The organism is Pectobacterium sp. HCp5_1 (assembly GCF_032905925.1).
Lineage (GTDB): Bacteria > Pseudomonadota > Gammaproteobacteria > Enterobacterales > Enterobacteriaceae > Pectobacterium > Pectobacterium brasiliense_A.
Genome location: NZ_JAUMIO010000011.1, coordinates 54,850 through 80,586, shown reverse-complemented (window position 1 = coordinate 80,586; position 25,737 = coordinate 54,850). Strand labels below are relative to the sequence as shown.

The 25,737-nt window shown below is 52.8% G+C and carries 18 protein-coding genes; 14 read left to right on the top strand and 4 right to left on the bottom strand.

Translation table 11 applies throughout. The annotated features are described in order from the left end of the window. Window positions 1-209 precede the first annotated feature (209 nt). From murQ to tadA, 3 genes are all read left to right on the top strand, one after another. The gene (gene murQ / locus Q3A88_RS10220) at window positions 210-1,136 is read left to right on the top strand and encodes an N-acetylmuramic acid 6-phosphate etherase (protein WP_317177845.1); all 927 of its coding nucleotides are present in this window, start codon (window positions 210-212) and stop codon (window positions 1,134-1,136) included. Window positions 1,137-1,167: 31 nt separating this feature from the next. Beyond that, the gene (gene yfhb, locus Q3A88_RS10215) at window positions 1,168-1,806 is read left to right on the top strand and encodes a phosphatidylglycerophosphatase C (RefSeq protein WP_010280128.1); all 639 of its coding nucleotides are present in this window, start codon (window positions 1,168-1,170) and stop codon (window positions 1,804-1,806) included. Window positions 1,807-1,887: 81 nt separating this feature from the next. Then, complete coding sequence (gene tadA / locus Q3A88_RS10210; RefSeq protein WP_072038354.1) at window positions 1,888-2,394, top strand: tRNA adenosine(34) deaminase TadA; 507 nt, start codon at window positions 1,888-1,890, stop codon at window positions 2,392-2,394. 153 nt (window positions 2,395-2,547) lie between these two features. Here the strand turns inward: tadA and mltF are convergent, their stop codons facing one another. Further along, complete coding sequence (mltF, locus tag Q3A88_RS10205; protein ID WP_014916235.1) at window positions 2,548-4,056, bottom strand: membrane-bound lytic murein transglycosylase MltF; 1,509 nt, start codon at window positions 4,054-4,056, stop codon at window positions 2,548-2,550. 216 nt (window positions 4,057-4,272) lie between these two features. On the opposite strand from mltF, the gene purL reads away from it, so the two are divergent. The 5 genes from purL to glnB all read left to right on the top strand — a co-directional run bounded on the left by purL (window position 4,273) and on the right by glnB (window position 12,952). After that, window positions 4,273-8,160 (top strand): phosphoribosylformylglycinamidine synthase, encoded by a 3,888-nt coding sequence (gene purL, locus Q3A88_RS10200; protein ID WP_317177844.1) that lies wholly within the window; start codon window positions 4,273-4,275, stop codon window positions 8,158-8,160. Window positions 8,161-8,865: 705 nt separating this feature from the next. Beyond that, a complete protein-coding gene (locus tag Q3A88_RS10195; protein WP_039463803.1) occupies window positions 8,866-10,302 on the top strand; it encodes a sensor histidine kinase in 1,437 nt (478 codons plus the stop codon). Window positions 10,303-10,320: 18 nt separating this feature from the next. Next, complete coding sequence (gene qseG / locus Q3A88_RS10190) at window positions 10,321-11,172, top strand: two-component system QseEF-associated lipoprotein QseG (RefSeq protein ID WP_110162064.1); 852 nt, start codon at window positions 10,321-10,323, stop codon at window positions 11,170-11,172. Then, complete coding sequence (gene glrR / locus Q3A88_RS10185; protein ID WP_010280116.1) at window positions 11,169-12,506, top strand: two-component system response regulator GlrR; 1,338 nt, start codon at window positions 11,169-11,171, stop codon at window positions 12,504-12,506. The genes qseG and glrR overlap by 4 nt, the downstream gene beginning before the upstream one ends. Window positions 12,507-12,613: 107 nt before the next feature. Next, complete coding sequence (gene glnB / locus Q3A88_RS10180) at window positions 12,614-12,952, top strand: nitrogen regulatory protein P-II (protein ID WP_005970202.1); 339 nt, start codon at window positions 12,614-12,616, stop codon at window positions 12,950-12,952. A gap of 62 nt (window positions 12,953-13,014) precedes the next feature. On the opposite strand, the gene pemA is transcribed toward glnB, so the two are convergent. From pemA to hmpA, 3 genes are all read right to left on the bottom strand, one after another. Next, complete coding sequence (pemA, locus tag Q3A88_RS10175) at window positions 13,015-14,121, bottom strand: pectinesterase PemA (RefSeq protein WP_317177843.1); 1,107 nt, start codon at window positions 14,119-14,121, stop codon at window positions 13,015-13,017. 87 nt (window positions 14,122-14,208) lie between these two features. After that, window positions 14,209-15,867: a pectin acetylesterase PaeY gene (paeY, locus tag Q3A88_RS10170; RefSeq protein WP_317177842.1), complete on the bottom strand. Its 1,659-nt coding sequence runs from the start codon at window positions 15,865-15,867 to the stop codon at window positions 14,209-14,211. A 493-nt stretch (window positions 15,868-16,360) separates the two neighbouring features. Further along, entirely contained in the window at window positions 16,361-17,551 is a 1,191-nt protein-coding gene (gene hmpA / locus Q3A88_RS10165) for an NO-inducible flavohemoprotein (protein WP_317177841.1), read from the bottom strand. Window positions 17,552-17,909: 358 nt separating this feature from the next. Here hmpA and glyA point away from each other — a divergent pair, with 358 nt between their 5' ends. From glyA to Q3A88_RS10135, 6 genes are all read left to right on the top strand, one after another. Further along, window positions 17,910-19,163: a serine hydroxymethyltransferase gene (gene glyA / locus Q3A88_RS10160; protein ID WP_014916229.1), complete on the top strand. Its 1,254-nt coding sequence runs from the start codon at window positions 17,910-17,912 to the stop codon at window positions 19,161-19,163. A 264-nt stretch (window positions 19,164-19,427) separates the two neighbouring features. Further along, complete coding sequence (locus Q3A88_RS10155) at window positions 19,428-20,588, top strand: 3-phenylpropionate MFS transporter (RefSeq protein WP_317177840.1); 1,161 nt, start codon at window positions 19,428-19,430, stop codon at window positions 20,586-20,588. 43 nt (window positions 20,589-20,631) lie between these two features. Next, window positions 20,632-21,291 carry a DUF1007 family protein gene (locus Q3A88_RS10150; RefSeq protein ID WP_317177839.1) on the top strand — a complete coding sequence of 220 codons (660 nt, stop codon included), beginning with the start codon at window positions 20,632-20,634 and terminating at the stop codon, window positions 21,289-21,291. Next, window positions 21,282-22,370 carry a nickel/cobalt transporter gene (locus Q3A88_RS10145; protein ID WP_317177838.1) on the top strand — a complete coding sequence of 363 codons (1,089 nt, stop codon included), beginning with the start codon at window positions 21,282-21,284 and terminating at the stop codon, window positions 22,368-22,370. The genes Q3A88_RS10150 and Q3A88_RS10145 overlap by 10 nt, the downstream gene beginning before the upstream one ends. Window positions 22,371-22,488: 118 nt before the next feature. Beyond that, the gene (locus Q3A88_RS10140) at window positions 22,489-23,616 is read left to right on the top strand and encodes an ABC transporter substrate-binding protein (RefSeq protein WP_110162070.1); all 1,128 of its coding nucleotides are present in this window, start codon (window positions 22,489-22,491) and stop codon (window positions 23,614-23,616) included. Window positions 23,617-24,046: 430 nt separating this feature from the next. Next, the gene (locus tag Q3A88_RS10135; protein WP_317177837.1) at window positions 24,047-25,708 is read left to right on the top strand and encodes a methyl-accepting chemotaxis protein; all 1,662 of its coding nucleotides are present in this window, start codon (window positions 24,047-24,049) and stop codon (window positions 25,706-25,708) included. Window positions 25,709-25,737 lie beyond the last annotated feature (29 nt).

The window sequence follows — 25,737 nt, the reverse complement described above, 5'->3', positions numbered from 1 at the left end:
CACAGCTCTCAAAAGCATATATACCCCAAATAATTCGAGTTTCAGGAAGGCGGCAAGAGAAGGAATCCCGATGAGCTTACTGAGGTAAGTGATTCGGGTGACTGAATGCAGCCAACGCACATGCAACTTGAAGTATGACGGGTATAGTGGTGAAAATGATTGTTTGTCATAAGCGTGTAAAACGCTGGCATAAAGCATGAGGTAGCAGAATGCGTTCAGATGTGATGGATGGAGAGAACCTTAATCTAGGGACGCTGGTTTCCGAAACTCGGAATCCGGCGACGATGGCGCTGGATCAGTTCTCTACGCTGGAGATGATGCGCGCGTTTAATCAGGAAGATCGGAAAGTGCCTGAAGCTATTGCGCAGGTTTTACCCGCGATTGCCGAGGCTGTCGATCTGGCGACGGCCTCGTTACAGGAGGGCGGGCGGCTGATCTATCTGGGCGCGGGGACCAGCGGCCGTTTGGGCGTACTGGATGCCTCAGAGTGTCCGCCGACGTTTGGCGTGCCGCACGGGCTGGTTATCGGCCTGATTGCCGGTGGGCCGGGCGCGTTGCTTAAAGCGGTTGAAGGTGCGGAAGACGACCCTGCACTCGGTGAGGCGGATTTAAAAGCGCTGGATGTCACCGCGGCGGATATGGTTGTCGGCCTTGCGGCATCAGGCCGGACGCCGTATGTGATTGGCGCATTGCGCTATGCGCGTGACGTTGGCTGTCGGACGGCGGCGATCTCCTGTAATCCGCATTCACCCATCGCACAGGAAGCGCAGGTGGCGATTTCTCCGGTGGTTGGCCCGGAAGCGTTAACGGGGTCGACGCGCTTGAAGTCGGGAACGGCGCAAAAACTCGTCCTGAATATGATTTCTACCGGCGCAATGGTTAAGCTGGGAAAGGTGTACCAGAATTTGATGGTGGATGTGAAGGCAACCAACGTGAAGCTGTTGGATCGGGCTTGCCGCATTGTGGTTGAAGCAACGGGTGCCGAGCGGGACAAGGCGCGGCAGGCGCTGGTGCAGGCGGATAATGAGGTTAAACCTGCAATTCTGATGCTTCTGGCTAATATTGACGTGGCAGCGGCGCGTGAGCGCCTGAAACAACACAACGGTTATCTGCGTGAGGCGCTGATTGGCGGATAAAATTATCTTGGTGTAAGTCGGGAGAAATGTTTTGAGTGATAAGCGAGAGCAACGCATTGTTTTTTTTGATCTGGATGGCACGTTGCATCAGCAGGACATGTTTGGCAGCTTTTTGCGTTTTTTACTTCGCCGGCTGCCGTTAAATCTCGTTCTGGTTATCCCGCTATTACCTCTTATCGGGCTGGGGCTACTGATTCGCGGTCGCGCGGCCCGGTGGCCGATGAGCTGGCTGCTGTGGGCGATTACGTTTGGGCGTGATGAAGACGAGCTGGTTCAACTGGAAAAGCAGTTTGTCGGCGCGTTTCGTCATGATGTCATTCCATTTCCGCAGGTTCAGCAGCGGCTGAAAACCTATCTTGAAGACAGTGACGCACAGGTCTGGCTGGTGACGGGATCGCCGCAGCGGCTGGTGGAACAGGTCTATCATGATTCGCCTTTTCTGCCCGGCGTTCGGCTGATGGGAAGCCAGATTACGCGCCGCTACGGCGGCTGGGTATTAACGCTGCGCTGCCTCGGACATGAAAAAGTGGCACAGATGGAGCAGCGTCTCGGCGCGCCGCTCAAGCTCTACAGCGGTTACAGCGATAGCAAACAGGACAACCCGCTGCTCTATTTTTGCGAACACCGCTGGCGAGTCACTCCCGAAGGTAGCCTGCAACAGCTGGAATGATTTTTTCATCCTTTCATCTGATTTTTCATCTCTTCATATAGGTATAATGCGCCGCCAAAATATGAATGACTGTGAGGAAACGTGGGCAACCTGCGTAACGATGAATACTGGATGCGCCATGCATTAATGCTGGCTCAGCGCGCTCAGGATGAAGGCGAAGTGCCGGTTGGTGCGGTGCTGGTGCTGGATAACGAGGCCATCGGCGAAGGGTGGAACCGGCCGATTGGGCATCACGATCCTACCGCGCACGCTGAGATTATGGCGTTGCGGCAGGGAGGGCAGGTGTTGCAGAACTACCGCCTGCTGGAAACGACGCTGTACGTCACGTTGGAGCCGTGCATTATGTGTGCGGGCGCGATGATACACAGCCGTATTGGCCGTCTGGTTTATGGCGCGTCAGATGAGAAAACGGGAGCGGCGGGGTCGCTGGTGGATATTCTGCGCCATCCCGGTATGAATCATCAGATCGTGATTGAATCCGGCATTCTGGCTGATGAATGTTCCGCAACGCTCAGCACGTTCTTTCGCCTGCGTCGTGAACAGCACAAAGCCCGTCGTGCAGCCGAAAAAAACGCTGCGCAGGAATAGCGTAACGCCGATCTTTTAGAATCGAGATACACGGAGCTACCACGGGGCGAGGTGTCCCTGCGGGAACCTCATCCCCGTGTTTCTCCTAAAATGAGGCTGACGTGACCAGCCCGAGTGCAGGAGTGCAGCGTTTTTTTCTTTCTCTATGTAGTCTTATTCCGGCACCTTGCTGACAGGCACGGCCGGATAGCCTTGCGCGATCTGGGTTTGCTGTTGCGCTTTAGCTTCTTTCTCGATCAGGTAACCTTCCAGACTCACCATATAACGCCGAATGTTTTCCACGTAGTTATAGGCTTCGTGTCCGCGCGCGTAGCCGTAGGTAGTTTGCGTGTAATAGCGCTTCTGGCTCAGCATCGGCAGACGCATTTTTACATCGACCCAACTGTCGGGGTTACCCTTCTGTTTTTCGGTCAATTTACGCGCATCAAGCAGATGAGCGTATCCCATGTTGTAAGACGCCAGCGCAAACCAGATTTTTTCATCTTCCGGGATGGTGTCCGGCATTTTCTGCATCATGTGCGACATATATTGCGCACCGCCGCGAATACTTTGCTCAGGGTCGACTCGATCGGTGACGTTCAGGCTTTCTGCCGTGTTGCGCGTGAGCATCATCAGCCCGCGCACGCCGGTAGGTGAGGTTGCCAGCGGGTTCCAGTGTGACTCCTGATAAGAGATGGCGGCCAGCAGCTTCCAGTCGATATCGGTGGCGTATTTTTCAAACAGCGGTCGCAGATCCGGCAGCGTTTCATCAATCGCGCTCAGGAACGTGGTGGTATCGACATAGTCAAATTCGCCAACGTGACCGAGATACTTCTCCTCCAGACGCGCAAGCGTACCGTCTTCGACAATCTGGCTGAAGAAATCCAGCAGCGCAGCGGACAGGCTGTCATCGTGTGAACGGCGCATATACCAGGTAACTGGCTCTTCGTCGCTGAGATCGAAGGCGACGGCGAGCTGCGGATGAATTCGCTGCATCAGGCCGATGGTGACCGAATCACCCAGCGTATAGTCCAGTTTGCCGTCGGCAACCTGCTTCAATAATTCCTGCGTGCTCTGATCGGAGGCCGATTCCCAGCTTAGCTGCGGGTATTTCTCCGCTTTTAGATCGCGCAGGGTAGCGGCGTGCGCGGAACCGGATGTGACGACGAGGCGGCCTTGCAGTTTATCCAGCGTTTTTGGACGGGGTGAACCGAGGCGGTACACCATCTGTTGTGAAATGGAATAGTAGGTTGGGCCGGCGCGGAAGCGTTCCAGACGCTCATGGTTGTAGATCAGCCCGGCAGCCAGCAGATCGGCATCGTCACCGTCCAAATCGTCAAACAGCTCGTCAAGATTCTTGCGTGACGAGACCACCAGCTTGACGCCGAGGTAATCGGCGAACCGTTTTGCCAGTTCATAGTCCAGACCTGTCGGGGATCCGTTGCTCATTGCATAGGTCAGCGGTGAGTTGACCGTGCTGATACGCAACTCACCGCGTGAGAGGATCTGCCTGAGCTGTACATCCTGACTACTGCGCCAGGGAATACTAGGCCATAGCGCTAACGCCAGCAGTAACGTGATAATCCCGATGAAAAAATAATTTAATTTTAAAGGCTTCAAATAGTTATCTCTCGGCGGCCGTGTGGCCAGGCTGTCTGTAACGGCAGTTTTTTTATACGTCATTTCCCAGAGTGGGGGCATTTTGCTTAACAAACCGCCAGTGTGCAACTTTTATTGATTTGGTCACCGATTAATCATTCGTCGGACGCGAAGTGAAATTATCGCCACGCAAACGGTTTCGTCCGAGGGAAGGATTCTCTATAATATGCGCGTTTCCCCCCTGTTGTGCCCCATGGCTGTATCGCAGCCAGTGCATCGAAGACGAGAGAACTTTAGATTATGGAAATACTGCGTGGTTCACCTGCTTTATCGGCTTTTCGTATTAATAAATTGCTGGTCCGCTGCAAAGAGCACGTTTTGCCGGTCAGTGATATCTATGCTGAATACGTACATTTCGCCGATGTCAGCGCCCCGTTGAACAACGATGAACAGGCCAAACTGACACGTTTGCTGAAGTATGGTCCTTCTCTCGCGGAGCACGAGCCGCAAGGCCATCTGTTACTGGTCACGCCGCGTCCCGGCACCATTTCGCCGTGGTCTTCCAAAGCAACGGATATCGCCCATAACTGTGGGTTAAGCAAAGTACTGCGTCTGGAGCGTGGTCTGGCTTTCTATATTCATGCGCCTATGCTGAGCGATGAACAGTGGCAGCAACTGGGGGCACTGCTGCATGACCGAATGATGGAAAGCGTATTTAGCGACCTGAAACAGGCCGAAGCGCTGTTCTCTCATCACCAGCCTGCGCCTTTCAAACGCATCGAAATTCTGCTGCAAGGACGTCAGGCGCTAGAAGAAGCGAACGTCCGTCTGGGACTGGCATTGGCAGAAGATGAAATTGACTATCTGCTGGAAGCCTTCACCAAACTGGGCCGCAATCCTAACGACATCGAACTGTATATGTTCGCCCAGGCGAACTCTGAGCACTGTCGCCACAAGATTTTCAACGCTGATTGGGTGATCGACGGCGTTACTCAGCCGAAGTCACTGTTCAAAATGATCAAAAACACCTTTGAACACACTCCCGATCACGTTCTCTCTGCCTATAAAGACAACGCCGCCGTCATGGAAGGTTCCGCCGTCGGCCGTTTCTACACCGATCCTAACGGGCAATATACTTACCATCAGGAAGACGCCCATATCCTGATGAAAGTTGAAACGCATAACCACCCAACCGCCATTTCACCGTGGCCGGGCGCAGCAACGGGATCCGGTGGTGAAATCCGTGACGAAGGCGCGACAGGCCGTGGCTCCAAGCCGAAAGCCGGTCTGGTGGGCTTCTCTGTATCGAACCTGCGCATTCCTGGCTTTGTCCAGCCGTGGGAAGAAGAAGAGTTCGGCAAGCCAGAGCGTATTGTCAGCGCGCTGGATATCATGACCGAAGGCCCATTGGGCGGTGCGGCATTCAATAACGAATTCGGTCGTCCTGCACTGACGGGCTATTTCCGTACGTATGAAGAGCGTGTTGATAGCCACAATGGCACAGAGCTGCGCGGCTACCATAAACCGATCATGCTGGCGGGCGGCATTGGTAACATCCGTGCCGATCACGTCAAAAAAGGCGAAATTAGCATCGGTGCCAAACTGATTGTACTGGGCGGACCGTCCATGAATATCGGTCTGGGCGGCGGTGCAGCCTCCTCTATGGCATCGGGTCAGTCTGATGCGGATCTGGATTTTGCTTCTGTACAGCGCGATAACCCAGAAATGGAGCGCCGCTGTCAGGAAGTGATCGACCGCTGCTGGCAATTGGGTGAAGCCAACCCGATCCTGTTCATCCACGATGTCGGCGCGGGCGGTCTGTCTAACGCGATGCCGGAACTGGTGAGCGACGGTGGTCGCGGTGGTCGCTTTGAACTGCGCGATATTCTGAACGACGAGCCGGGCATGAGCCCGCTGGAAGTCTGGTGTAACGAATCGCAGGAGCGCTACGTTCTGGCCGTTGCGCCAGAACAGCTGGCACAGTTTGATGAAATTTGTCGTCGTGAACGTGCGCCTTATGCGGTGATTGGTGAGGCAACGGAAGAATTGCATCTGACGATGAACGATCGTCACTTCAACAACCAGCCGATCGATCTACCGCTGGATGTGCTGCTGGGCAAAACGCCGAAGATGCTGCGTGATGTTGAGCGTAAGCAGGTAGAAGGCACGCCGCTACAGCGTGATGAAATCTATCTGGCAGAAGCGGTCGAGCGCGTGCTGCACTTACCTGTTGTCGCCGAAAAAACCTTCCTGATCACCATCGGTGACCGCTCTGTTACCGGTATGGTAGCCCGCGATCAGATGGTCGGTCCGTGGCAGGTGCCGGTGGCTGACTGTGCGGTGACCACCGCCAGCCTTGATAGCTATTACGGCGAGGCCATGTCTATCGGTGAACGTGCGCCAGTCGCGTTGCGTAACTTCGCGGCCTCCGCGCGTTTGGCGGTCGGTGAGGCGCTGACGAACATTGCGGCCACGCATATCGGCCCGCTGACTCGCGTGAAGCTGTCTGCGAACTGGATGGCAGCCGCAGGGCATCCGGGCGAAGATGCCGGACTGTACGATGCTGTGAAAGCCGTGGGTGAGGAGCTTTGCCCAGCGCTGGGTCTGACGATTCCGGTGGGTAAAGACTCCATGTCGATGAAAACCCGCTGGCAGGAAGAGGGCGAAGATCGTGCGGTCACCTCGCCGATGTCGCTGGTGATCTCTGCGTTTGCCCGCGTGGAAGACGTACGTAACACGGTAACGCCACAGCTGCGTATTGGACAGGATAATGCGCTGCTGCTCATCGATTTGGGTGCAGGCAATAAAGCGCTGGGTGCGACGGCGCTGGCACAGGTTTATCGCCAGTTGGGTCGTAAGACGGCAGATGTGCATAGCCCTGAGCAGCTGGCTGGCTTCTTTAATGCCATGCAGCAACTGGTCGCGGATAAAGCGCTTCTGGCCTATCACGACCGTTCAGACGGCGGCCTGCTGGTTACGCTGGCGGAGATGGCGTTTGCTGGCCATTGCGGCGTGACTGTCGATATCGCGTCTCAGGGTGAGGATACGCTGGCGACGCTGTTTAACGAAGAGCTTGGCGCAGTAATCCAGATCCCGGCGGCACGTCGTGCGGAAGTGGAAGCGGTTCTGGCACTGCATGGTCTGGCAGATTGTGTACATTATCTCGGTCATGCTGAAGAAGGCACGCGTTTCACCATCAATCAGGGTGCAGAAGCGATCTATCAGGAAAGCCGTTCAACGCTGCGTCGCTGGTGGGCTGAAACCAGCTGGCAGATGCAGCGCCTGCGTGATAACCCGCAGTGTGCCGATCAGGAACACATCGCCAGACAGGATGATAACGATCCCGGCCTGAACGTGTCGCTGACCTTCGATCCGCAGCAAGATATTGCTGCACCTTATATCGCTAAGAATGTCCGCCCTAAAGTGGCTGTCCTGCGTGAGCAGGGTGTGAACTCTCACGTAGAAATGGCGGCGGCGTTCCACCGTGCGGGCTTTGATGCCATCGACATCCATATGAGTGACCTGCTGGCGAATCGCCGTAACTTGCAGGATTTCCAGGCGCTGGTTGCGTGTGGCGGCTTCTCTTATGGTGACGTGCTGGGCGCGGGTGAAGGCTGGGCTAAATCCATTCTGTTCAACTCTCGCGTACGCGATGAATTCGCTGAATTCTTCCTGCGTCCACATACGCTGGCGCTAGGCGTATGTAACGGTTGCCAGATGATGTCCAACCTGCGCGAGCTGATTCCGGGCGCCGATCTCTGGCCGCGTTTTGTCCGCAATAAATCCGATCGCTTTGAAGCGCGCTTCAGCCTGGTCGAAGTGGAGAAAAGCCCGTCGCTGTTCATGAATGATATGGCCGGATCGCGCATGCCGATTGCCGTTTCACACGGAGAAGGTCAGGTTGAAGTTCGTGACGATGCCCATCTGGCGGCGATTGAAGAACACGGTCTGGTAGCGCTGCGTTATATCAACCACTACGGTCAGGTCACTGAGAACTATCCGGCTAACCCGAATGGCTCGCCAAACGGTATTACGGCAGTCACCAGCACCAGCGGTCGGGCAACGGTCATGATGCCGCACCCTGAGCGCGTGTTCCGTACCGTCAGTAATTCCTGGCACCCGGAAGAGTGGGGCGAGGATGGCCCGTGGATGCGTATGTTCCGTAATGCGCGTAGACAGCTGGGCTAAGTGTAGATCAGTCAGAGAAAGGGGCTTCGGCCCCTTTTTTACGTCTGTTTTCTCAGCTTGTCGTTTTTTTGCGACGGACAGGCTTTTTACTGTCTCTAATTGGTGACATTTAACTGTTTGATTTATATGAGCGGTGTGATGGCATCATAAAGCTGTCTGTTTTTAGCGACATAAATCGTCTCTTTTGCGCGTATTTTCGTTATTTGTATTCCAGGTTATGTATTTCTCGACGATGTTTTAAATTAAATTGATTAATAATCAGTGTCTTAATTTTATCTATTTAAACTTGGCATGCTAAGTGCATTTTAAGTAGAGTTGCTCATTCAACTGGTTATGATTGCGTTGCTAACTGGCAAACATTTTCGCTCATAACACCTGGAATGATGCCAAAAGAAAGGGTGCCTATCGTCCACCAGACCGATAATCGGGCGTGAAAACGAACGTTATCAAGCATCGGGCGACACGTTGAGTGAGGCACCGCCTATTCAGTTACGCGGCCAGAGGGAGTGATTCTTCTGGCCGCGTGACGTTTTAACCCCGCCACCTCTCCCCAGAGAATCCCCCTGATTGTTTTTACGGCGTTACTTTTGACGTCCTTACCGTGGTATTCATGCCACATTGCGAAGCGTTGCGCATGTCGTAAGGGAAAACGTTGAACTTTTATAAGACTCAGTTAGCATCAGAGCGGATTCGATAGGTAACGAGATGATTTCTTTGAAACGATGGCGTTTATTCCCGCGTTCCCTGCGGCAATTAGTAATTATGGCGTTCTTGCTGGTTTTGTTGCCGCTGTTGGTGCTGGCCTATCAGGCTTATCAAAGCCTGAACATGCTGAGCGAACAGGCTGCGGATATTAACCGGACAACGCTGACGGATGCTCGACGCAGTGAAGCAATGACCAGCGTCGCGCTGGCGATGGAGCGTAGCTACCGGCAATACTGCGTATTGGACGATCAGACGCTGGCGACGCTCTATCAGAACCAGCGTAAACAGTATTTGCAAATGCTGGATTCTCACGCGCAGGTCCTGCCCGATCCCCGCTATTACCAGACGCTACGTCAACTCCTGACTCAGCTCGGCGAAATACGCTGCCATAACAGCGGCCCGGAGCAAACGGCATCCAGCCTGCTGGAAGGGTTCTCCCGGGCGAACGGACAGATGGTGCAGGTGACGCGTGACGTCGTTTTTTCCCGTGGGCAGCAGCTTCAGCAGGCTATTTCCGAACGTGGTCAGTTCTTTGGCTGGCAGGCGCTGCTCTTGTTTCTGGTCAGTGTGCTGCTGGTGGTTCTCTTTACTCGGATGATTATCGGCCCAGTTAATGGCGTCGAGCGAATGATTAACCGCCTTGGGGAAGGGCGCTCGCTGGGCAACACCAGTACCTTTAAAGGGCCGCGTGAAATTCGGACGCTGGCGCAGCGCATTATCTGGTTGAGCGAGCGTCTGTCCTGGCTCGAATCACAGCGACATGAGTTTTTACGCCATATCTCCCACGAACTGAAAACACCGCTGGCTAGCCTGCGGGAAGGCACTGAATTGCTGGCCGATGAAGTGGTTGGTCCGCTGACTGCCGATCAGAAAGAGGTGGTTGCTATTCTTGATAGCAGCAGTCGCCACCTGCTACAGCTGATCGATCAACTGCTGGACTACAATCGCAAGCTGGCGGATACGCCGACCGAGCTGGAGCGGGTGGAAATCGAAGAAATCGTCGATATTGTCGTGGCCTCTCATAGCTTGCCTGCCCGCGCCAAAATGATTCATACCGATGTGACGCTGGCCGTTGATCACTGTTGGGCGGAGACGACGCTATTGATGCGAGTGATCGATAATCTCTATTCCAATGCGGTGCACTACGGTAAGGAATCCGGTAACATTTGGATTCATAGCCGTCAGATTGGCAATCGCGTTCAGATTGATGTCGCCAACAATGGTACGCCTATTCCCGATGCAGAACGGAGCATGATTTTTGAGCCCTTTTATCAGGGCAGCCATCAGCGCCGTGGTGCAGTAAAAGGAAGCGGGCTGGGGTTGAGCATCGCGCGTGATTGCATTCGTCGTATGCGTGGTGAGCTTAGCCTGATTACCGTGGACTATGCTGATGTATGTTTCCGCATCGAGCTGCCCTTATTGTCTGATAACGAATAATCCGAGAATGAATAGAGAATGAATGTAGGATTTATGAAGGGATGGCTGGCGAGTAGAAGATTTTCCCGTCTGTTGAAGGCGACGCTTATGTCATCGCCACTCATTTTAGCTGCGTGTAACAGTAACGTGCACAATGGCATTGCACTGCTGGAGACCGAAGCTACACCGCCGAAAGAGCAGGTTGCCGATTTCCGTATCGCGCAATGCGAGCATCTGTGGCAGATCGACGATCGTGAATCCATGAACAACGCGCTTTACTGGTTGCGGGCGATGGACTGTGCCGGGCGTTTAACACACTTCCAGGCCCGTGAGGAAGCCGGGCAAGTTGCGGGTGATAGCTGGGATAGCGTGTTTAAGCAGGGCATCCTGCTGGATAATGCCGGTATTACTCAGGCTGAACGCCGTCAGGTGCTGGAACAGATCAATTTATATCGTCTGGCTTTCCCGGCGGCGCTGCGCCCGCTGATGCAAACCTGGCGTGACAGGCAAACATTGTTCTTGGCGCTATCGGATGAGCGTCTGCGCTATAAGCGCTTGCAGGAATCCAGCGACAAGCAGCTAGACGCTCTGCGTGTACAGCAAAGTCACCTGCAATATCAGTTAGAAACCACCACGCAGAAACTGGAAAATCTGACGGATATTGAGCGTCAACTGTCGTCTCGTAAACAGCTGTCGGGGGAAATGCCAGATAACGACGGCGATCGTCGTGGTAGTTCCAGTGCGAATAGCGGTAGTACAAATAAAGACGCTTCGCGCAATTCGGCAACGAAATCCAGAAATGAGCCAGTTGATGCGGATGACACCTATACGCCGCCAATGGAATCACATACGGACAGCGCGACGACGACGAAGGAGTCAACAAGACAATGACAGCCCGAAAAACGGCGAGTTTGTTGCTCGTGGATGATGACCCCAGCCTGCTGAAACTGTTGGGCATGCGGTTGACCAGCGAAGGATTTAGCGTGATGACGGCGGAGAGCGGCCAAGAGGCGCTGCGGCTGTTAACGCGCGAGACGTTCGATCTGGTGATCAGCGATCTTCGTATGGATGAAATGGATGGTATGGCGCTGTTTGCCGAAATTCAGCGCTATCAGCCGGGGATGCCGGTGATCATTTTAACCGCTCACGGTTCCATTCCCGATGCGGTTGCGGCTACCCAGCAGGGAGTATTTAGCTTCCTGACGAAGCCCGTTGACCGTGATGCGCTCTACAAAGCGATAGACGAAGCATTGGCATTGTCCGCCCCAGCGGGTGATGAAAGCTGGCGTGAAACTATCGTGACGCGTAGCCCGATTATGCTGCGTCTGCTGGAGCAGGCCAGAATGGTCGCGCAGTCGGACGTCAGCGTGCTGATTAACGGTCAGAGCGGCACAGGGAAAGAGGTGCTGGCTCAGGCGATTCATGCGGCGAGCCCGCGAGCAAAGAAAGCCTTCATTGCAATTAACTGCGGTGCGCTGCCGGAGCCATTGCTGGAATCGGAGCTATTCGGCCATGCGAAAGGGGCCTTTACCGGCGCGGTCAGCAGCCGTGAAGGGCTTTTTCAGGCGGCGGAAGGCGGCACGCTGTTTTTAGACGAAATCGGCGATATGCCGCTGTCCTTACAGGTTAAGCTGCTGCGCGTTCTGCAGGAGCGAAAAGTCCGCCCGCTGGGTAGCAACCGCGATTTGGACATTGACGTGCGGATTATTTCCGCCACGCACCGTGATTTGCCGAAGGCGATGGAGAAGAACGAATTTCGCGAGGATCTCTATTATCGGCTCAACGTGGTGAATATGAAGCTGCCAGCGCTGCATGAGCGTGCTGAAGATATCCCGATGCTGGCAAACCATCTGCTGCGCGAATCTGCTAATCGCCACAAGCCTTTTGTGCGCACCTTCTCAACCGATGCGATGAAGCGCTTGATGACGGCAAGCTGGCCGGGTAACGTGCGTCAACTGGTGAATGTCATCGAACAGTGTGTCGCGCTGACCAGCGCACCAGTGATCAGCGATGCGCTGGTTGAACAAGCGCTGGAAGGTGAAAATACCGCCCTGCCAACGTTTGTTGAAGCGCGTCATCAGTTTGAGCTTAACTATTTGCGAAAACTATTACAGATCGCAAAAGGTAACGTGACGCAGGCCGCGCGAATGGCCGGGCGTAATCGAACGGAATTTTATAAACTGTTGGGCCGCCACGAGCTGGATGCCAACGATTTTAAAGACTAGCGCTGAGAGAGCCGTGCGGGTGTAGATTGTCCGCCTGAGTTCTGACATGCTGTCCACTTGCTGATGCTCGGCTTTGGCCGCAACATAGATAACACAAAGGTTCCTCCATGAAGAAAATTGATGCGATTATTAAGCCGTTCAAACTGGACGATGTGCGTGAAGCGTTAGCTGAAGTGGGCATCACAGGGATGACGGTAACAGAAGTTAAAGGCTTTGGTCGTCAGAAAGGCCACACCGAGCTGTATCGTGGTGCAGAATACATGGTCGATTTTCTGCCAAAAGTAAAAATCGAAATTGTCGTGTCAGATGACATCGTCGATACCTGTGTGGAAACCATCACGCAGACCGCGCAAACGGGTAAAATTGGCGACGGTAAAATCTTCGTCTTTGACGTGGCCCGCGTTGTCCGTATCCGTACCGGTGAAGAAGACGAAGAAGCGATTTAATCGTTTCGCTTCCCCCGACAATACCGCTGAGAAGCCAGCCTATCAGGCTGGCTTCTCCACATTTACTTCCCTTTAGGCGCGGTAGGAACCCAACCTGCCAGCACCTTGTTTACTGTGTATTCTGCTGCTTCCGCATCGCTTAACTGACGGCGCTGAGCGTTTTTCTCTGCTCCTTTACCGCTGGATTTATACTCGAAAAAGCGTGAGTCCTGCGGATGGAACCAGATGGTATTACCTTGTTTATCTTTACCGGACATTTTGTCCCAGCCATAGATGTGGTCGTCCATACTGGTGTTCAGGAAGACCGTCTGACCGATGGCGTTAGGATCGGCATAGCGGCCATCGTCAAACGTGGTCGTTGGATGCCAAGGGCGGCCCAGACCATAGCTTTTCGCGGGAACGCCTTTCTCTTTAATCACACGGCTATTGATAATGACCAAACCATATTTTTGTTTAATATTGGTGCTGGGGGCGGTGAGGTAGCCCAGTTGCTGATTTTTCACGTCGGTACGGTTACGCGCGACAATGTCGCAATTGTCAAACAGCGCGGTACCATTACCAAAGATGAAATCAACGGTGCCGCTGATTCGGCATTTGGATAAGTAACTGCGTCCCCCTTTGACATAGAGCGTGTCCTGATAGCCCGTCAGGCTAACATCGTGGAACCAGACACGATCGCCTTTGTCATCAACCAGTAACGCAACGGCCTGCGTATCTTTGATTTTGGTCGGATCGTCATTGGCTTTGGCCTGATTGGCAGGGAAATCAAAACCATTGCCGATGGTCAGCGAGCGGGCGCTGAAATCCGGCGCATTGATTCTCACGGTATAACTGCCGGAGGTTCCCCATTTGCTGCCATCGGGTTTGAGCATCCCAGCGGCGGTGGTCGCGGTGATCACGGTGCCGTCACGGCTTTCACCCTGTAGGTGAATGTTAGGGCGCGTAATGACCAAGCGCTCGTGATACACGCCATTTTTCAGATAGATAACAAATGGCGAGCTGTCTGCTGGTGCGCTGGCGATGGCTTCAGCGATGGTTTTGTAGGCGTTGGCACCCGTTGCATTGGCAGAAACCAGCGCATTGTAGTCGGCAGCCTGCGCTAGCGACCAGGGCGAGGAAATTAACATGGCTAGGGTCAGAGTTTTGCGAAGATGTGCAGTGTTTATCATATCCATAGTCCTTTAATGAGTTATATACGACGCGGCGGTATTATTACGCCGCGTGTGGCTCTGTCTTATTATTTTCCTGACGGATGACTACTGGTGTTGTTTGATGGTTTTCTCTGCTAATGCTGCCAGAGCGGGCTCTTGCCGAATGGCGTCAGCGACAATCCCTGCCACGGCGATAGCGCCTTTTTTCTGAAAATGGGTGGTATCCGGTTTGCTCAGGCTACCCGCCTGATCGCGATAGTAAGGATATTGCTTAGGATCGATCACCAGCCAGTATTGTTTCCAATGGTCGCTGTTACCCTGGTTTGCCAACGCAATAGTGGCAGGCTCAACGTCCAGCAAAATGACCTTGTTATCCGCAGCCGTATTCTTGATGGTCTGGCTGTAATCGCCGACGAAAGCATAGCCATTTTCCGCGTTTTGCTTGGTGAAATGACTGTGTACCGCTGGCGTGCCGTTTTTCCCGTCAGCCGTTTTTACTCGGGTAGTCGGGGTCAACAGAACCGGTGTGAGTTTGTGCTGACGGGCGAAAGTGATGTAGCGCTCCAGCGATGTCTGGAATGACATATCGGCTTTCCCCTGCGGGGCCTGCTTTTTCCCTGCCGCATCGTTCGGATAAGTACAGAGGTTAGCGACATCCGCCGGGCCACGTACCGCTTTTGCACTGTTGCAGTTTTGATCGTTGTGTCCCATTTGAATAAACAGGAAATCACCCTCTTTCATCAGCGGCTGTATCTGGCGGAACCAGCCTTCGTAGAAATAGTCGCGTGAGCTACGGCCTGCACGTGCGCCATTGACGACTTTCACACTGCTATTTTTACTGAACTGCTGTTCAAAAACCTGACCCCATCCCATACGCGGGAAGCGCATTTTTTCATAGGTTGCCGCGGTTGAGTCGCCGACGATGAAAATGCGGGTTTGTGCTTTCTGGATCGCGTCCAGACTCTGGCGGGCAGAACGGTAATCCAGCGGTTCATAATCGCCTTTATTATTCAGGCCGACGATGGGATGGAACGCACTGTCGGTCAGCACCGTATGGCCAGAATAGCCGGTGTCGTTGTGATAATTGCGGGTATGGTTAATGACGTTGACGATTTTGGTGACCGCATCCTGCTGGGCAGCGGAGTAAGTCAGAGGATCGAAACGCTTGGGCGCGTTGACGCCTACCTGTTTTAACGCGTCATTAAAGCCCGCATGAAAATCGGCGTAGGCTTTTTTCCATGCTGCGGCGTCCAGTTTCGGTGATGCCGTGTCGTCCGTTAGCTGCTGTGGACCAATGTAGCCTGCTGCCACCGCAATATCTGAGGTAATGCGGTCAGTCAGCGGGTTGATATTGGCAATATTCTCTTTACCGTCATGCAATGATGGGGCGACAGCAGACAGGCAAATTGCACGGGAAATATTATTCAGCAGGCAGTTATTGCCGCCGGATTCGATGGCTAAAAGGCGTAATGGTGGTGTGAGGCCAGAGACATCGAGGTGATATTTTCCTTGCTCATCGGTCTGTGTCTGCCGCTTCTGACCTTGCTGGTCTCTGATAATGATGGTGGCAGGCAGATGAATATCCCGTACGGTAACATTACCGGATAAGCCGGTTTTTTCACCCAGCGTTGAACCCGACAGTAAGTTAACGCTGTCCGGTGCGGCGGTCTGGTGTGCCGCGGCGGGCGTTTTAGCGTGTACCAGTGTGAAAGGGGCGGAAAGTATCAGAGCTAAAGCTACACTTTCTGAAAAACGTTTTGCCATGGTCAGACATATCCCTTGTTGGTTAGTCGAAAACGGTTAATGAACCCAGGCGTTATCAAAGGAAGGTCGCTGTTTTTTATCGCTCTTGTCACGGCCTTTAGCGAGAACGTCGGGCTTTTATTGTGCACCCAAGCCGATTCAAGGGCGATGTCTATATCCGTCATTCTTCAAGTTGCATGTGCGTTAGCTGCGTTCGCTCACCCGAATCACTTACCCGAGTAAGCTCATCGGGACTCCCTCGCTTGCCGCCTTCTTGCAACTCGAATTATTTAGGTTATAAACGCAGCTCCTTTGGTGAAATAACTATTCATTAAAAATGAAATATTATTTTAATAAGGCTTTATTTTTTGTGACCCACCTCTTTTTTGGCGGAGCACTGCCGTATTGGCATATAGATTTGTGATCAATAAGGTGTTTTACAGACGGTGGTTTTCTGAACGATGAAAAAAGGCCGCAAAAGCGGCCTTTGGCTTTGATCCATCACCAATGAGGGTTAGACGACTTTATGTGGACCAAAACATTCGTAATGCAGTTGCTCAGCGGGGATACCCATAGCCAGCAACTGCTGTGCGATAAACTGCATGAAAACCACAGGGCCGCACAGGTAATAGTGCATATCTGGTGTGGTTAATTCATCTTTTAACGAGGCCAACTGCATCAGCCCGCGATGATGATAATCTTCGCCCGGGCGATCGACCTGCTGCGGTTCCCGATACCAGATGTGATGCTGGAACTGCGGCAGAGACTGTCCCGTTTGTTTGATTTCATCCGCAAACGCATGCGCTGTGCCATTTTCTGCTGCGTGCAGCCATAGCACCTTCGCCTGATGACTCTGCTGCTTGAGTGTATGCAACATGCCCAGCATCGGAGTTTGCCCCACGCCGCCAGAAATCAGGGCAACCGGCGTAGAAGCGGGGATATCAAGGAAGAAATCGCCGTGCGGCGCCGCCAGATGAATGATATCGCCTTCGCGCGCGGTATCATGCAGATAGCCGGAAACAGTGCCCTGTGCTTCACGTTTCACCGCAATCCGGTAGGATTTTCCATTTGGCGCGTGAGTCAGAGAGTATTGGCGAATCTCCTGGTTGGCAAAACTGTCATGCTTGATGTAAACCGCCAGATACTGGCCCGGTTGAAAATCCGCAATAGGCTGGCCGTCGGTGGGTTCCAACGTGAAACTGGTAATCACCGAGCTTTGCGGCTGCTTGTTCACAATACGGAAAGGCCGCACGCCGCTCCAGCCGCCGTTTTGCGCTTCGGTACTGCGGTAGATATCGCCTTCGCGCTGAATGAAGACATTCGCCAGCACGCCATAGGCTTTGCCCCAGGCGTCCAGCACGTCCTTCCCTGGGCTAAACAGTTCATCCAGCGTTGCCAATAAGTGATTACCCACGATCTGATACTGATCGGCCTGAATGTTAAAGCTGGCGTGCTTCTGGGCGATACGCTCAACCGCGGGCAGCAGCGCGGCCAGGTTTTCAATATTCGTCGCATAAGCACAGATGGCATTGAACAACGCTTCACGCTGATCGCCATTGCGCTGGTTGCTCATGTTAAAAATATCTTTGAGCTCAGGGTTATGCGTAAACATGCGATCGTAAAAATGCGCGGTCAGTTTCGGGCCCGTTTCCGCCAGCAGAGGAATGGTTGATTTAACGATGGCGATAGTTTGGTTATCCAGCATGGTGACTCCTTTTATTGGCATGACTTATAAGTTGTATTTTATATGCATCTTATTGGGTTTGTCCGCCGCTGTAAATTACCTTTTTGGTGGTAGGGGTTTTTAGGCAGAGCCAAAGGGAATAACATGAAGAAATAGCAGGTTGAGAATGAAGAAAAATCCGTTTACCACCGTGCAGCAGATATTTGCTGAAGCCTTGCGCTGCCTGTAGCTAATCGTTTGCGTAAAAACCTCTGTCAAGACCTATCTTCATTAGGGAAAAACGGTTTACACTATACGCCATTCCCCAAAAGGGTAGCCCAATTCCCAAATGGGCCATTAATTCCCAGTATATTTATGTTAGCTGAGTCAGGAGATCCGGATGTTAAAGCGTGAAATGAACATTGCCGATTATGATGCCGACCTGTGGCAAGCAATGGAGCAAGAAGTGGTGCGTCAGGAAGAGCACATTGAACTGATTGCGTCAGAAAACTACACCAGCCCACGCGTTATGCAGGCTCAAGGGTCTCAGCTGACGAACAAGTATGCTGAAGGTTATCCGGGTAAGCGTTACTACGGCGGTTGTGAGTATGTGGACATCGTTGAGCAACTGGCCATCGATCGTGCGAAAGCGCTGTTCGGTGCAGATTATGCCAACGTGCAGCCGCACTCAGGCTCTCAGGCTAACTTTGCCGTTTACACCGCGCTGCTGCAGCCGGGCGACACCATTCTGGGTATGAACCTGGCGCACGGTGGTCACCTGACGCACGGTTCTCCGGTTAACCTGTCAGGTAAACTGTATAACGTTATTCCTTACGGCATCGACGAAAGCGGCAAGATCGACTACGACGAAATGGCTGAACTGGCGCGTACGCACAAGCCAAAAATGATCGTCGGCGGTTTCTCTGCTTACTCTGGCGTGGTTGACTGGGCGAAGATGCGCGAAATCGCTGACAGCATCGGTGCTTACCTGTTTGTTGATATGGCGCACGTTGCTGGCCTGATTGCCGCGGATGTTTACCCTAACCCGGTTCCTCATGCCCATATCGTGACCACCACCACGCACAAAACGCTGGCTGGCCCACGCGGTGGCCTGATTCTGGCGAAAGGCGGCGACGAAGAGCTGTACAAAAAACTGAACTCTGCGGTATTCCCTGGTGGTCAGGGCGGTCCGTTGATGCACGTTATCGCGGGTAAAGCGGTTGCGCTGAAAGAAGCGATGGAGCCTGAATTCAAGGTTTACCAGCAGCAAGTCGCGAAAAACGCTAAAGCAATGGTTGAAGTCTTCCTGTCACGTGGTTTCAACGTGGTGTCTGGTGGAACCAGCAACCACTTGTTCCTGCTGGACCTGGTGAGCAAAAACCTGACCGGTAAAGAAGCTGATGCTGCGCTGGGCCGTGCCAACATCACTGTGAACAAAAACAGCGTGCCTAACGATCCGAAGAGCCCGTTTGTGACTTCTGGTATCCGTATCGGAACCCCAGCAGCAACCCGTCGCGGTTTTAAAGAAGCGGAAGTGCGTGAACTGGCTGGCTGGATCTGTGATGTGTTGGACAACATCAACGATGAAGCGACCATTGAACGCGTGAAACAGAAAGTTCTGGAGATCTGCGCTCGCTTCCCGGTTTACGCATAATTCGGCATTTTCTCTGACATCACTGTCGGAACACTTCCTAAACGCCAGCCTGAGTGCTGGCGTTTTTTATGGCGGCCATCCCTGGCCGCCACTGACGCAACGTTAAAAATTTCTCTCGGAAATTTTTTATGCCTGTCGATCAGGGCACTATCTCCGTTCACGTTTAATGGTGAATAACGCGTTGCGCCGCCGTGTGCACTCTGACACAGTAACCGGCAAAAAAGTGCCGAAGCTAGGGGAGTTCGTCATCGAAAGGGAGGAATCATGGTTTTGCAATCGACGCGCTGGTTGGCGCTGAGCTATTTCACCTACTTTTTTTGCTATGGCGTTTTCCTGCCGTTTTGGGGCGGATGGCTGAAAGGCGAGGGGCTGTCCGCTGAGTCGATCGGCATGCTGCTGGGCGCGGGGCTGGTGGCGCGCTTCGTCGGCAGTCTGGTCATCACGCCCAGCGTGAAAGAACCGTCCAAATTGATTACGGTGTTACGTGGGCTGGCGTTGCTATCACTGGCGCTGGCTGTTGGTTTCTGGCTGGGAAGTGCCTGGCTATGGCTGATGATCGTGATGATCGGGTTTAACCTGTTTTTTGCGCCGCTGGTACCACTGACGGATGCATTAGCTGCGACGTGGCAGCGGCAGGTCGTGATGGATTACGGCAAGGTGCGCGTTTGGGGCTCGATCGCGTTCGTTATCGCCTCTGCGGCTACGGGTGAACTGGTCGCAATCTGGGGACACCCCGCGATTCTGGCCATTCTCAGCGCAGGGCTGGCCGTCATGCTGTTAGGTATGCTGCTTCGCCCTAGCGTGATGCCGCAAGCTGCAACGTCGACAGCGCAGTCGGTTAGCGTCACGCCGTGGAAACGATTGCTGACCGAACCTGCGGTATGGCGTTTCCTGCTTTGCGTGTCGCTGCTGCAAGGTGCACACGCGGCTTACTATGGTTTCAGCGTCATTTATTGGCAGGATTCGGGTTATTCCGCCTCGATTATTGGCTATCTCTGGTCGTTAGGCGTGGTTGCGGAGATTGTCATCTTTACCTTCAGCCAACGCCTGTTTCGACGCTGGAGTGCCAGACAGCTCTTGCTGCTCTCTGCCGTATGCGGCGTGGTGCGCTGGGGCTTGATGGGCGCGACGGTGGCTCTGCCGTGGCTGATTGTGATACAGATATTGCACTGTGGAACCTTCACCGTCTGCCATCTGGCCGCCATGCGCTTTATCGCGGCACGTACCGGTGGTGACATCCTGCGGTTACAGGCGGTGTATTCTGCGCTGGCGATGGGCGGAAGTATCGCGGTGATGACGATGGTGTCCGGTTTCCTGTTTGAACACCTGCAGGGCGGCACGTTCTGGGTGATGGCGCTGTTGGCGGTTCCGGCCCTGTTTATTCGGCCTTCTGTCCGTCACCATACGGTGGTCGAAAAGGCTTAAGTCATGGCGCGTATTGTCAAGATAACGTAGTGTGGTAAAAATAATGTTACATTATAACGCTTTGAAACGGTGGTGCGGACAGATAACGTTGCTGATGACAGGTCTGGCGTTCGGCCAGCCCGTTTTCGCTCACCCACACAGTTTTATTGATATGCAGACGACAGTTGAGAGCCAGAACGACAACATCACCGGTTTACGTATGCTGTGGACGATGGATCCCATCACGTCTGCCGACCTGTTGTATGACGCCGGGAAGGCGAAGAAAGACTCTGAAGTCTGGAAAAAGCTGGCGGCGGAAGTCATGGCGAATGTGTTAGGACAGCATTATTTCACCGATATTTATCGTGATGGTCAGCCCGTGAAATATGCACCGATGCCAACCGAATATCACCTTTCTCGCAAAGGCAATCAGGCAGTGCTGGAGTTTGTGCTGCCGCTGGCGCATCCACAGCCGCTGGCTGGCAAGCCTTTTCTGATTTCTACTTACGATCCTACCTACTTTGTCGATATGTCCTACCAGAACGATAAGGCCGTTACGCTCGCGCCTGCGCTGGCTTTACGTTGTAAAACCTCGCTCGTCACGCCGGAACCCAACGCTGAACTGCAATCCTATGCACTGTCGCTGGATAAGAACGATGCGCCGGATGAAGACATGGAGCTGGGGAAACAGTTTGCACAGCGGGTGACGTTGCAATGTCAGTGAACCTCGGCTCGCTGTCGCGTCAGCGCTCGTTGTTGAGCCGACTGCGCGATCTGTGGCCGCTGTGGCTGTTCTTGGCGCTGCTGGCCTCGGCGCTGCATTATATCGTGGGATACTGGCCGCAAATCGTGCTGCAAAGCGCGATCTGGCAGAAATCGCTGCATCAGCAGATGTCGCACCTATTGCAGATGGTGGAACAGCAGCCGCATCAGGCGGGGCTGAGTCTGATGATGTTCAGTCTGGTCTATGGCGTACTTCATGCCGTCGGGCCGGGGCACGGTAAAGTCGTCATCATGACCTACCTGGCGACACACCCGTCGAAGCTGAAAAGCAGCCTGAAGTTGACGCTTGCCGCCTCGCTGGTTCAGGGGCTGATGGCGGTGGCACTGGTGACCGTGGTATTAGGGATCTTGCAGCTGTCTAGTCGAACGTTGCATAACAGCAGTTTCTGGATGGAAAAGGGGAGCTTCGTGCTGGTGGCGGGGCTGGGACTGCTGCTCTGTTTCCGTGCGTTGAAACAGCTGTATATCGCCGTCGTGCGGCAGCCTAAACCGGCGATGATTTTGCGTGTAACGCCTTCTCATTTAACCCCGCTTAACGTACCAACCTATAGACGTATGGCGCTTCGCCCGACGCCTGCGCTTTCCTCTTCTTCTCATCAGCACGATGCCGATTGCGGCTGCGGACACCGCCATCTCCCCAGCAATGAGGAACTTGAGCGCGATAGCAGTTGGCGCACACATTTGATGATTGTGCTGGCGATGGGCATGCGCCCGTGTTCAGGTGCTATTCTGGTGCTGCTTTTCTCTAAAGTGATCGGCGTGTATTGGTGGGGCGTTGCCTCTGCGCTGGTAATGGCTGCCGGAACGGCGATCACGATCTCGGCGCTGGCCGTGTTGGTTTTTTACTGTCGTCGCGTGGTTGAGCGCTTAGGTGCAAACCGTGCCTCGCCCGTGTGGCAGCGTGCGACCTTTTCTCTTCTGGCGTTTGCTGGCGGGCTGATTTTGGTTGGCTCCGGCGTCCTGCTTTACCTCAGTGCACAGCCCGCAATGATGGGCGGTATTCGGCCATTCTCCGGCTAATTTTACCTTTTATTAACGCCGCGCTAAAAACCCATTGCTTCCGATAATCACGGCAGGATATCATTTCAATAATGATAACTATTATCATTTATAACCATAATCTCAGAAGGGAATAATAATGAAGAAATGGCTGTTCTCAGTCGTTGTGCTGTTGGGGTTGAGTGCGAGCATTGTCGCCAGCGCTAACCCGATTGTCATTGAAGACGTTAGTGGCAGGAAAGTAGAAATCAAATCCGAAGTGAAGCGGATTATCCTCGGGGAAGGCCGACAGATTTATCTGCTGGCTGCGTTTGATACCGAGGCACCGTTCCAGCGCGTGGTTGGCTGGCGTGACGATCTGCCAAAAGCGGATTACGACGGCTATATGGCTTATGAAAAGCAATACCCGGAAATCAAAAAGCTGCCGACCTTTGGCGGAGCGAAAGACGGTACCTTCAACGTTGAGCAGGCATTGACGCTGAAACCGGATTTGGTGCTGATGAATCTGGAATCAAAAGCGGCGACGGATGAAGGCAAATTGATCGAGAAACTCAATTCGTTGGGGATTCCAGTGGTGTTTATCGATTTCCGTGAGAAGCCGTTTGAGAACGCTGAGAAAAGCATTCACATCATGGGTCAGTTGGTTGGTAAACCACAGCGTGCGGAAGAGATTATTAAGTTCCGTCGTGAGCAAATTGAGCTCGTCACCGATCGGTTAAAGAACTATCAGGGCCCACGTCCTAAAGTGATGATCGACCGTGCGGGCGGCTATGATGAAGAGTGCTGCATGTCGTTCGGTGATGAGAACTTTGGCCGTATGGTTGAAGCCGCTGGCGGTGACAACATTGCCAAGAACATTATCCCTGGCACGTTTGGTTCGCTGAACCCAGAGCAGATTATCAGCTCTCGCCCGGATGTGGTGGTGGTGACCGGCGCTAACTGGAAAAACTACAACACGGCAAATGGCTGGGTTGGCGTTGGACCAGGAGCCGATCAGAAAGAAGCGCTACAACGTTTGCAAAAACTGATGGAACGCTCAGCATTCAAAACGCTGCCAGTAGCAACCGATGGCAACGCCCATGCGATCTGGCATCAGTTCTATGATAGCCCGTATCAGTTTGTGGCGATTCAGGTATTAGCAAAATGGATGCACCCGGAACTGTTTAAGGACATCGATCCTGATGCAACGTTCCGTACCTTCCATGAGAAGTTCCTGCCGCTGCCGTATCAGCCAGGTTACTGGGTCACGCTGCCAGCGAAGAAATAACGTTGTCAGATAATAAAAAAGCACTGAATCTCATTGTTCAGTGCTTTTTTGTACTTATTTTCATCGTCCTACAAGTAGCCTGTACATTGGTTGTGTTATTTAGAGGATTAAACCACTCTCCACTCATCGTGAGCTTGATTTTTTCGCATTCAAAGCAAACACGTTTCCCCTTCTATTTATCGGATGATGATTTTTTTAGATTTATTAGCTATTAATATTTATTTTTAATAGCTAATAATTATTAATGCAGGTTTATTAAATAGCATTTGCGACCAATACTATAAAGCTGCTTGCTTCTCTGGCGATAATGGATGTGGTGACGATATCTCAGACTCTGGTCCGATATGGCGTGTAGGAATAAACATTCCGTTTTTTACGCATATTTGAATCAGAAAAAATACGCGGTATAAAATTTAAAAAAGGAGTGGCTATGAATATCACACAACGCTTGCTACTGATATTCTCATTAATGTCCTTAGCGCTGATCTCGTTGGTCATCGTTACATTGTCATTATTATCAGGCTTTCAATCTCGCGCTGAATATGTACAGGAAAATACGATCCCGAGTTTCAAATACATAAGCCAACTAGTCGAAAAAAGTAACTCATTGGTGCTTTTTTTGTATCGTCACCAAACCGTCTCTGAAAATGACAAACTCAATTCAATTGAGCAGGATATAACGAAAACTACTGAAGAAGTAAAAGCTCTTAATGATTATTACCTGAAAAATCTTTCATCGAATGAAGAAGATACTCAGGTGTCAAATCAGGCTGCGGATATAATTGGAAAACTGCAGTCTTCACTTCCTGCTTTTTTTGCTGCATCGCGCTTAAACCAAAAAGAAGACTCTCTTAAGCTTTTGCAGGGAGTTGGGGGGCCGGGAGAAGCGGTTCGCAATTTAATCGCAACTTATCGCGAACAGTTTAACCTTAATGTCCGAATCGGGGATGAGTTGCGTAAGCAGAATGTGGCAGCTTACGAGAAGTCATGGTTCGGTCTATTATCGAGTTCGTTATTGATTGTGTTATTGATCGGCTTTTTCGCGGTAAGAACTATTCTGGGCATTAGAAAAAGCTTGAATGATATAAGCCAAACGATGGAAAACGTTAGCAATAGTCTTAACCTGACGGTTCAGGCTGACGATCGACGCAAAGATGAAATAGGAAATACCGCCCGTGCCTTTAATAGCCTTATACAGCGGGTATCTTCGGCGTTGGCATCAGTGAGTGCGTCATCGCAGTCGGTAAGCAGTGCGGCGACGCAGATTGCGGCAGGTAATGAAGATTTGTCATCCCGAACTGAAGAACAGGCTGCTTCGCTGGAGCAAACCGCCGCCAGTATGACGGAACTTGCGGAAACGGTGCGTCAGAATGCGGAGAACACGCAACAGGCGAGTTTGCTGGCGGGGAATGCTAGCCGGATTTCGAACAATAGCGCGGATTCCGTCAGCACCATGCTGAATACGATGGAACATATTCGTACTAGTTCGGGCAAGATCACCGACATTATTGCGCTCATCGAAGGCATCGCGTTTCAGACCAATATCCTCGCCCTGAATGCGGCGGTAGAAGCCGCGCGTGCTGGTGAGCAAGGGCGCGGTTTTGCGGTGGTCGCGGGAGAAGTGCGCACGCTGGCACAACGATCGTCCACGGCGGCGCGTGAAATCAAGGATTTAATTGATGCCTCAAATTCGCTGGTATCGGAGGGGGTGGATCAAGCGAGCGATGTAGGAAAAAATATGTCGGCGATGAAAGACGCCATCCAGCAGGTGACTGACTTGGTGAATGAAATTGCGGCGGCAACGGAGGAGCAAAGTAAGGGGATTAACCTAGTACATCAGGCCGTTAACCAGATGGATGATGTGACTCAGCAAAATGCCTCACTGGTGGAAGAAGCGTCTGCGGCGTCGCAGTCGTTGCAGGAACAGGCAAGTACACTGAGCCAACTGGTGGGGCAGTTTATTGTAGTGCAGGCGGCCACTCAGGCACTGGCTTCTGTGCCTGTATCCGCCCCCTCTCAGCTCTCTGCACCACGCCTTTCTCCCGCAAAGAAAAAAGTAGCCCAGAATGAGACGGATTGGCAGAGTTTTTAACCCCGCACACTGCGTGCAGTATAAATGAT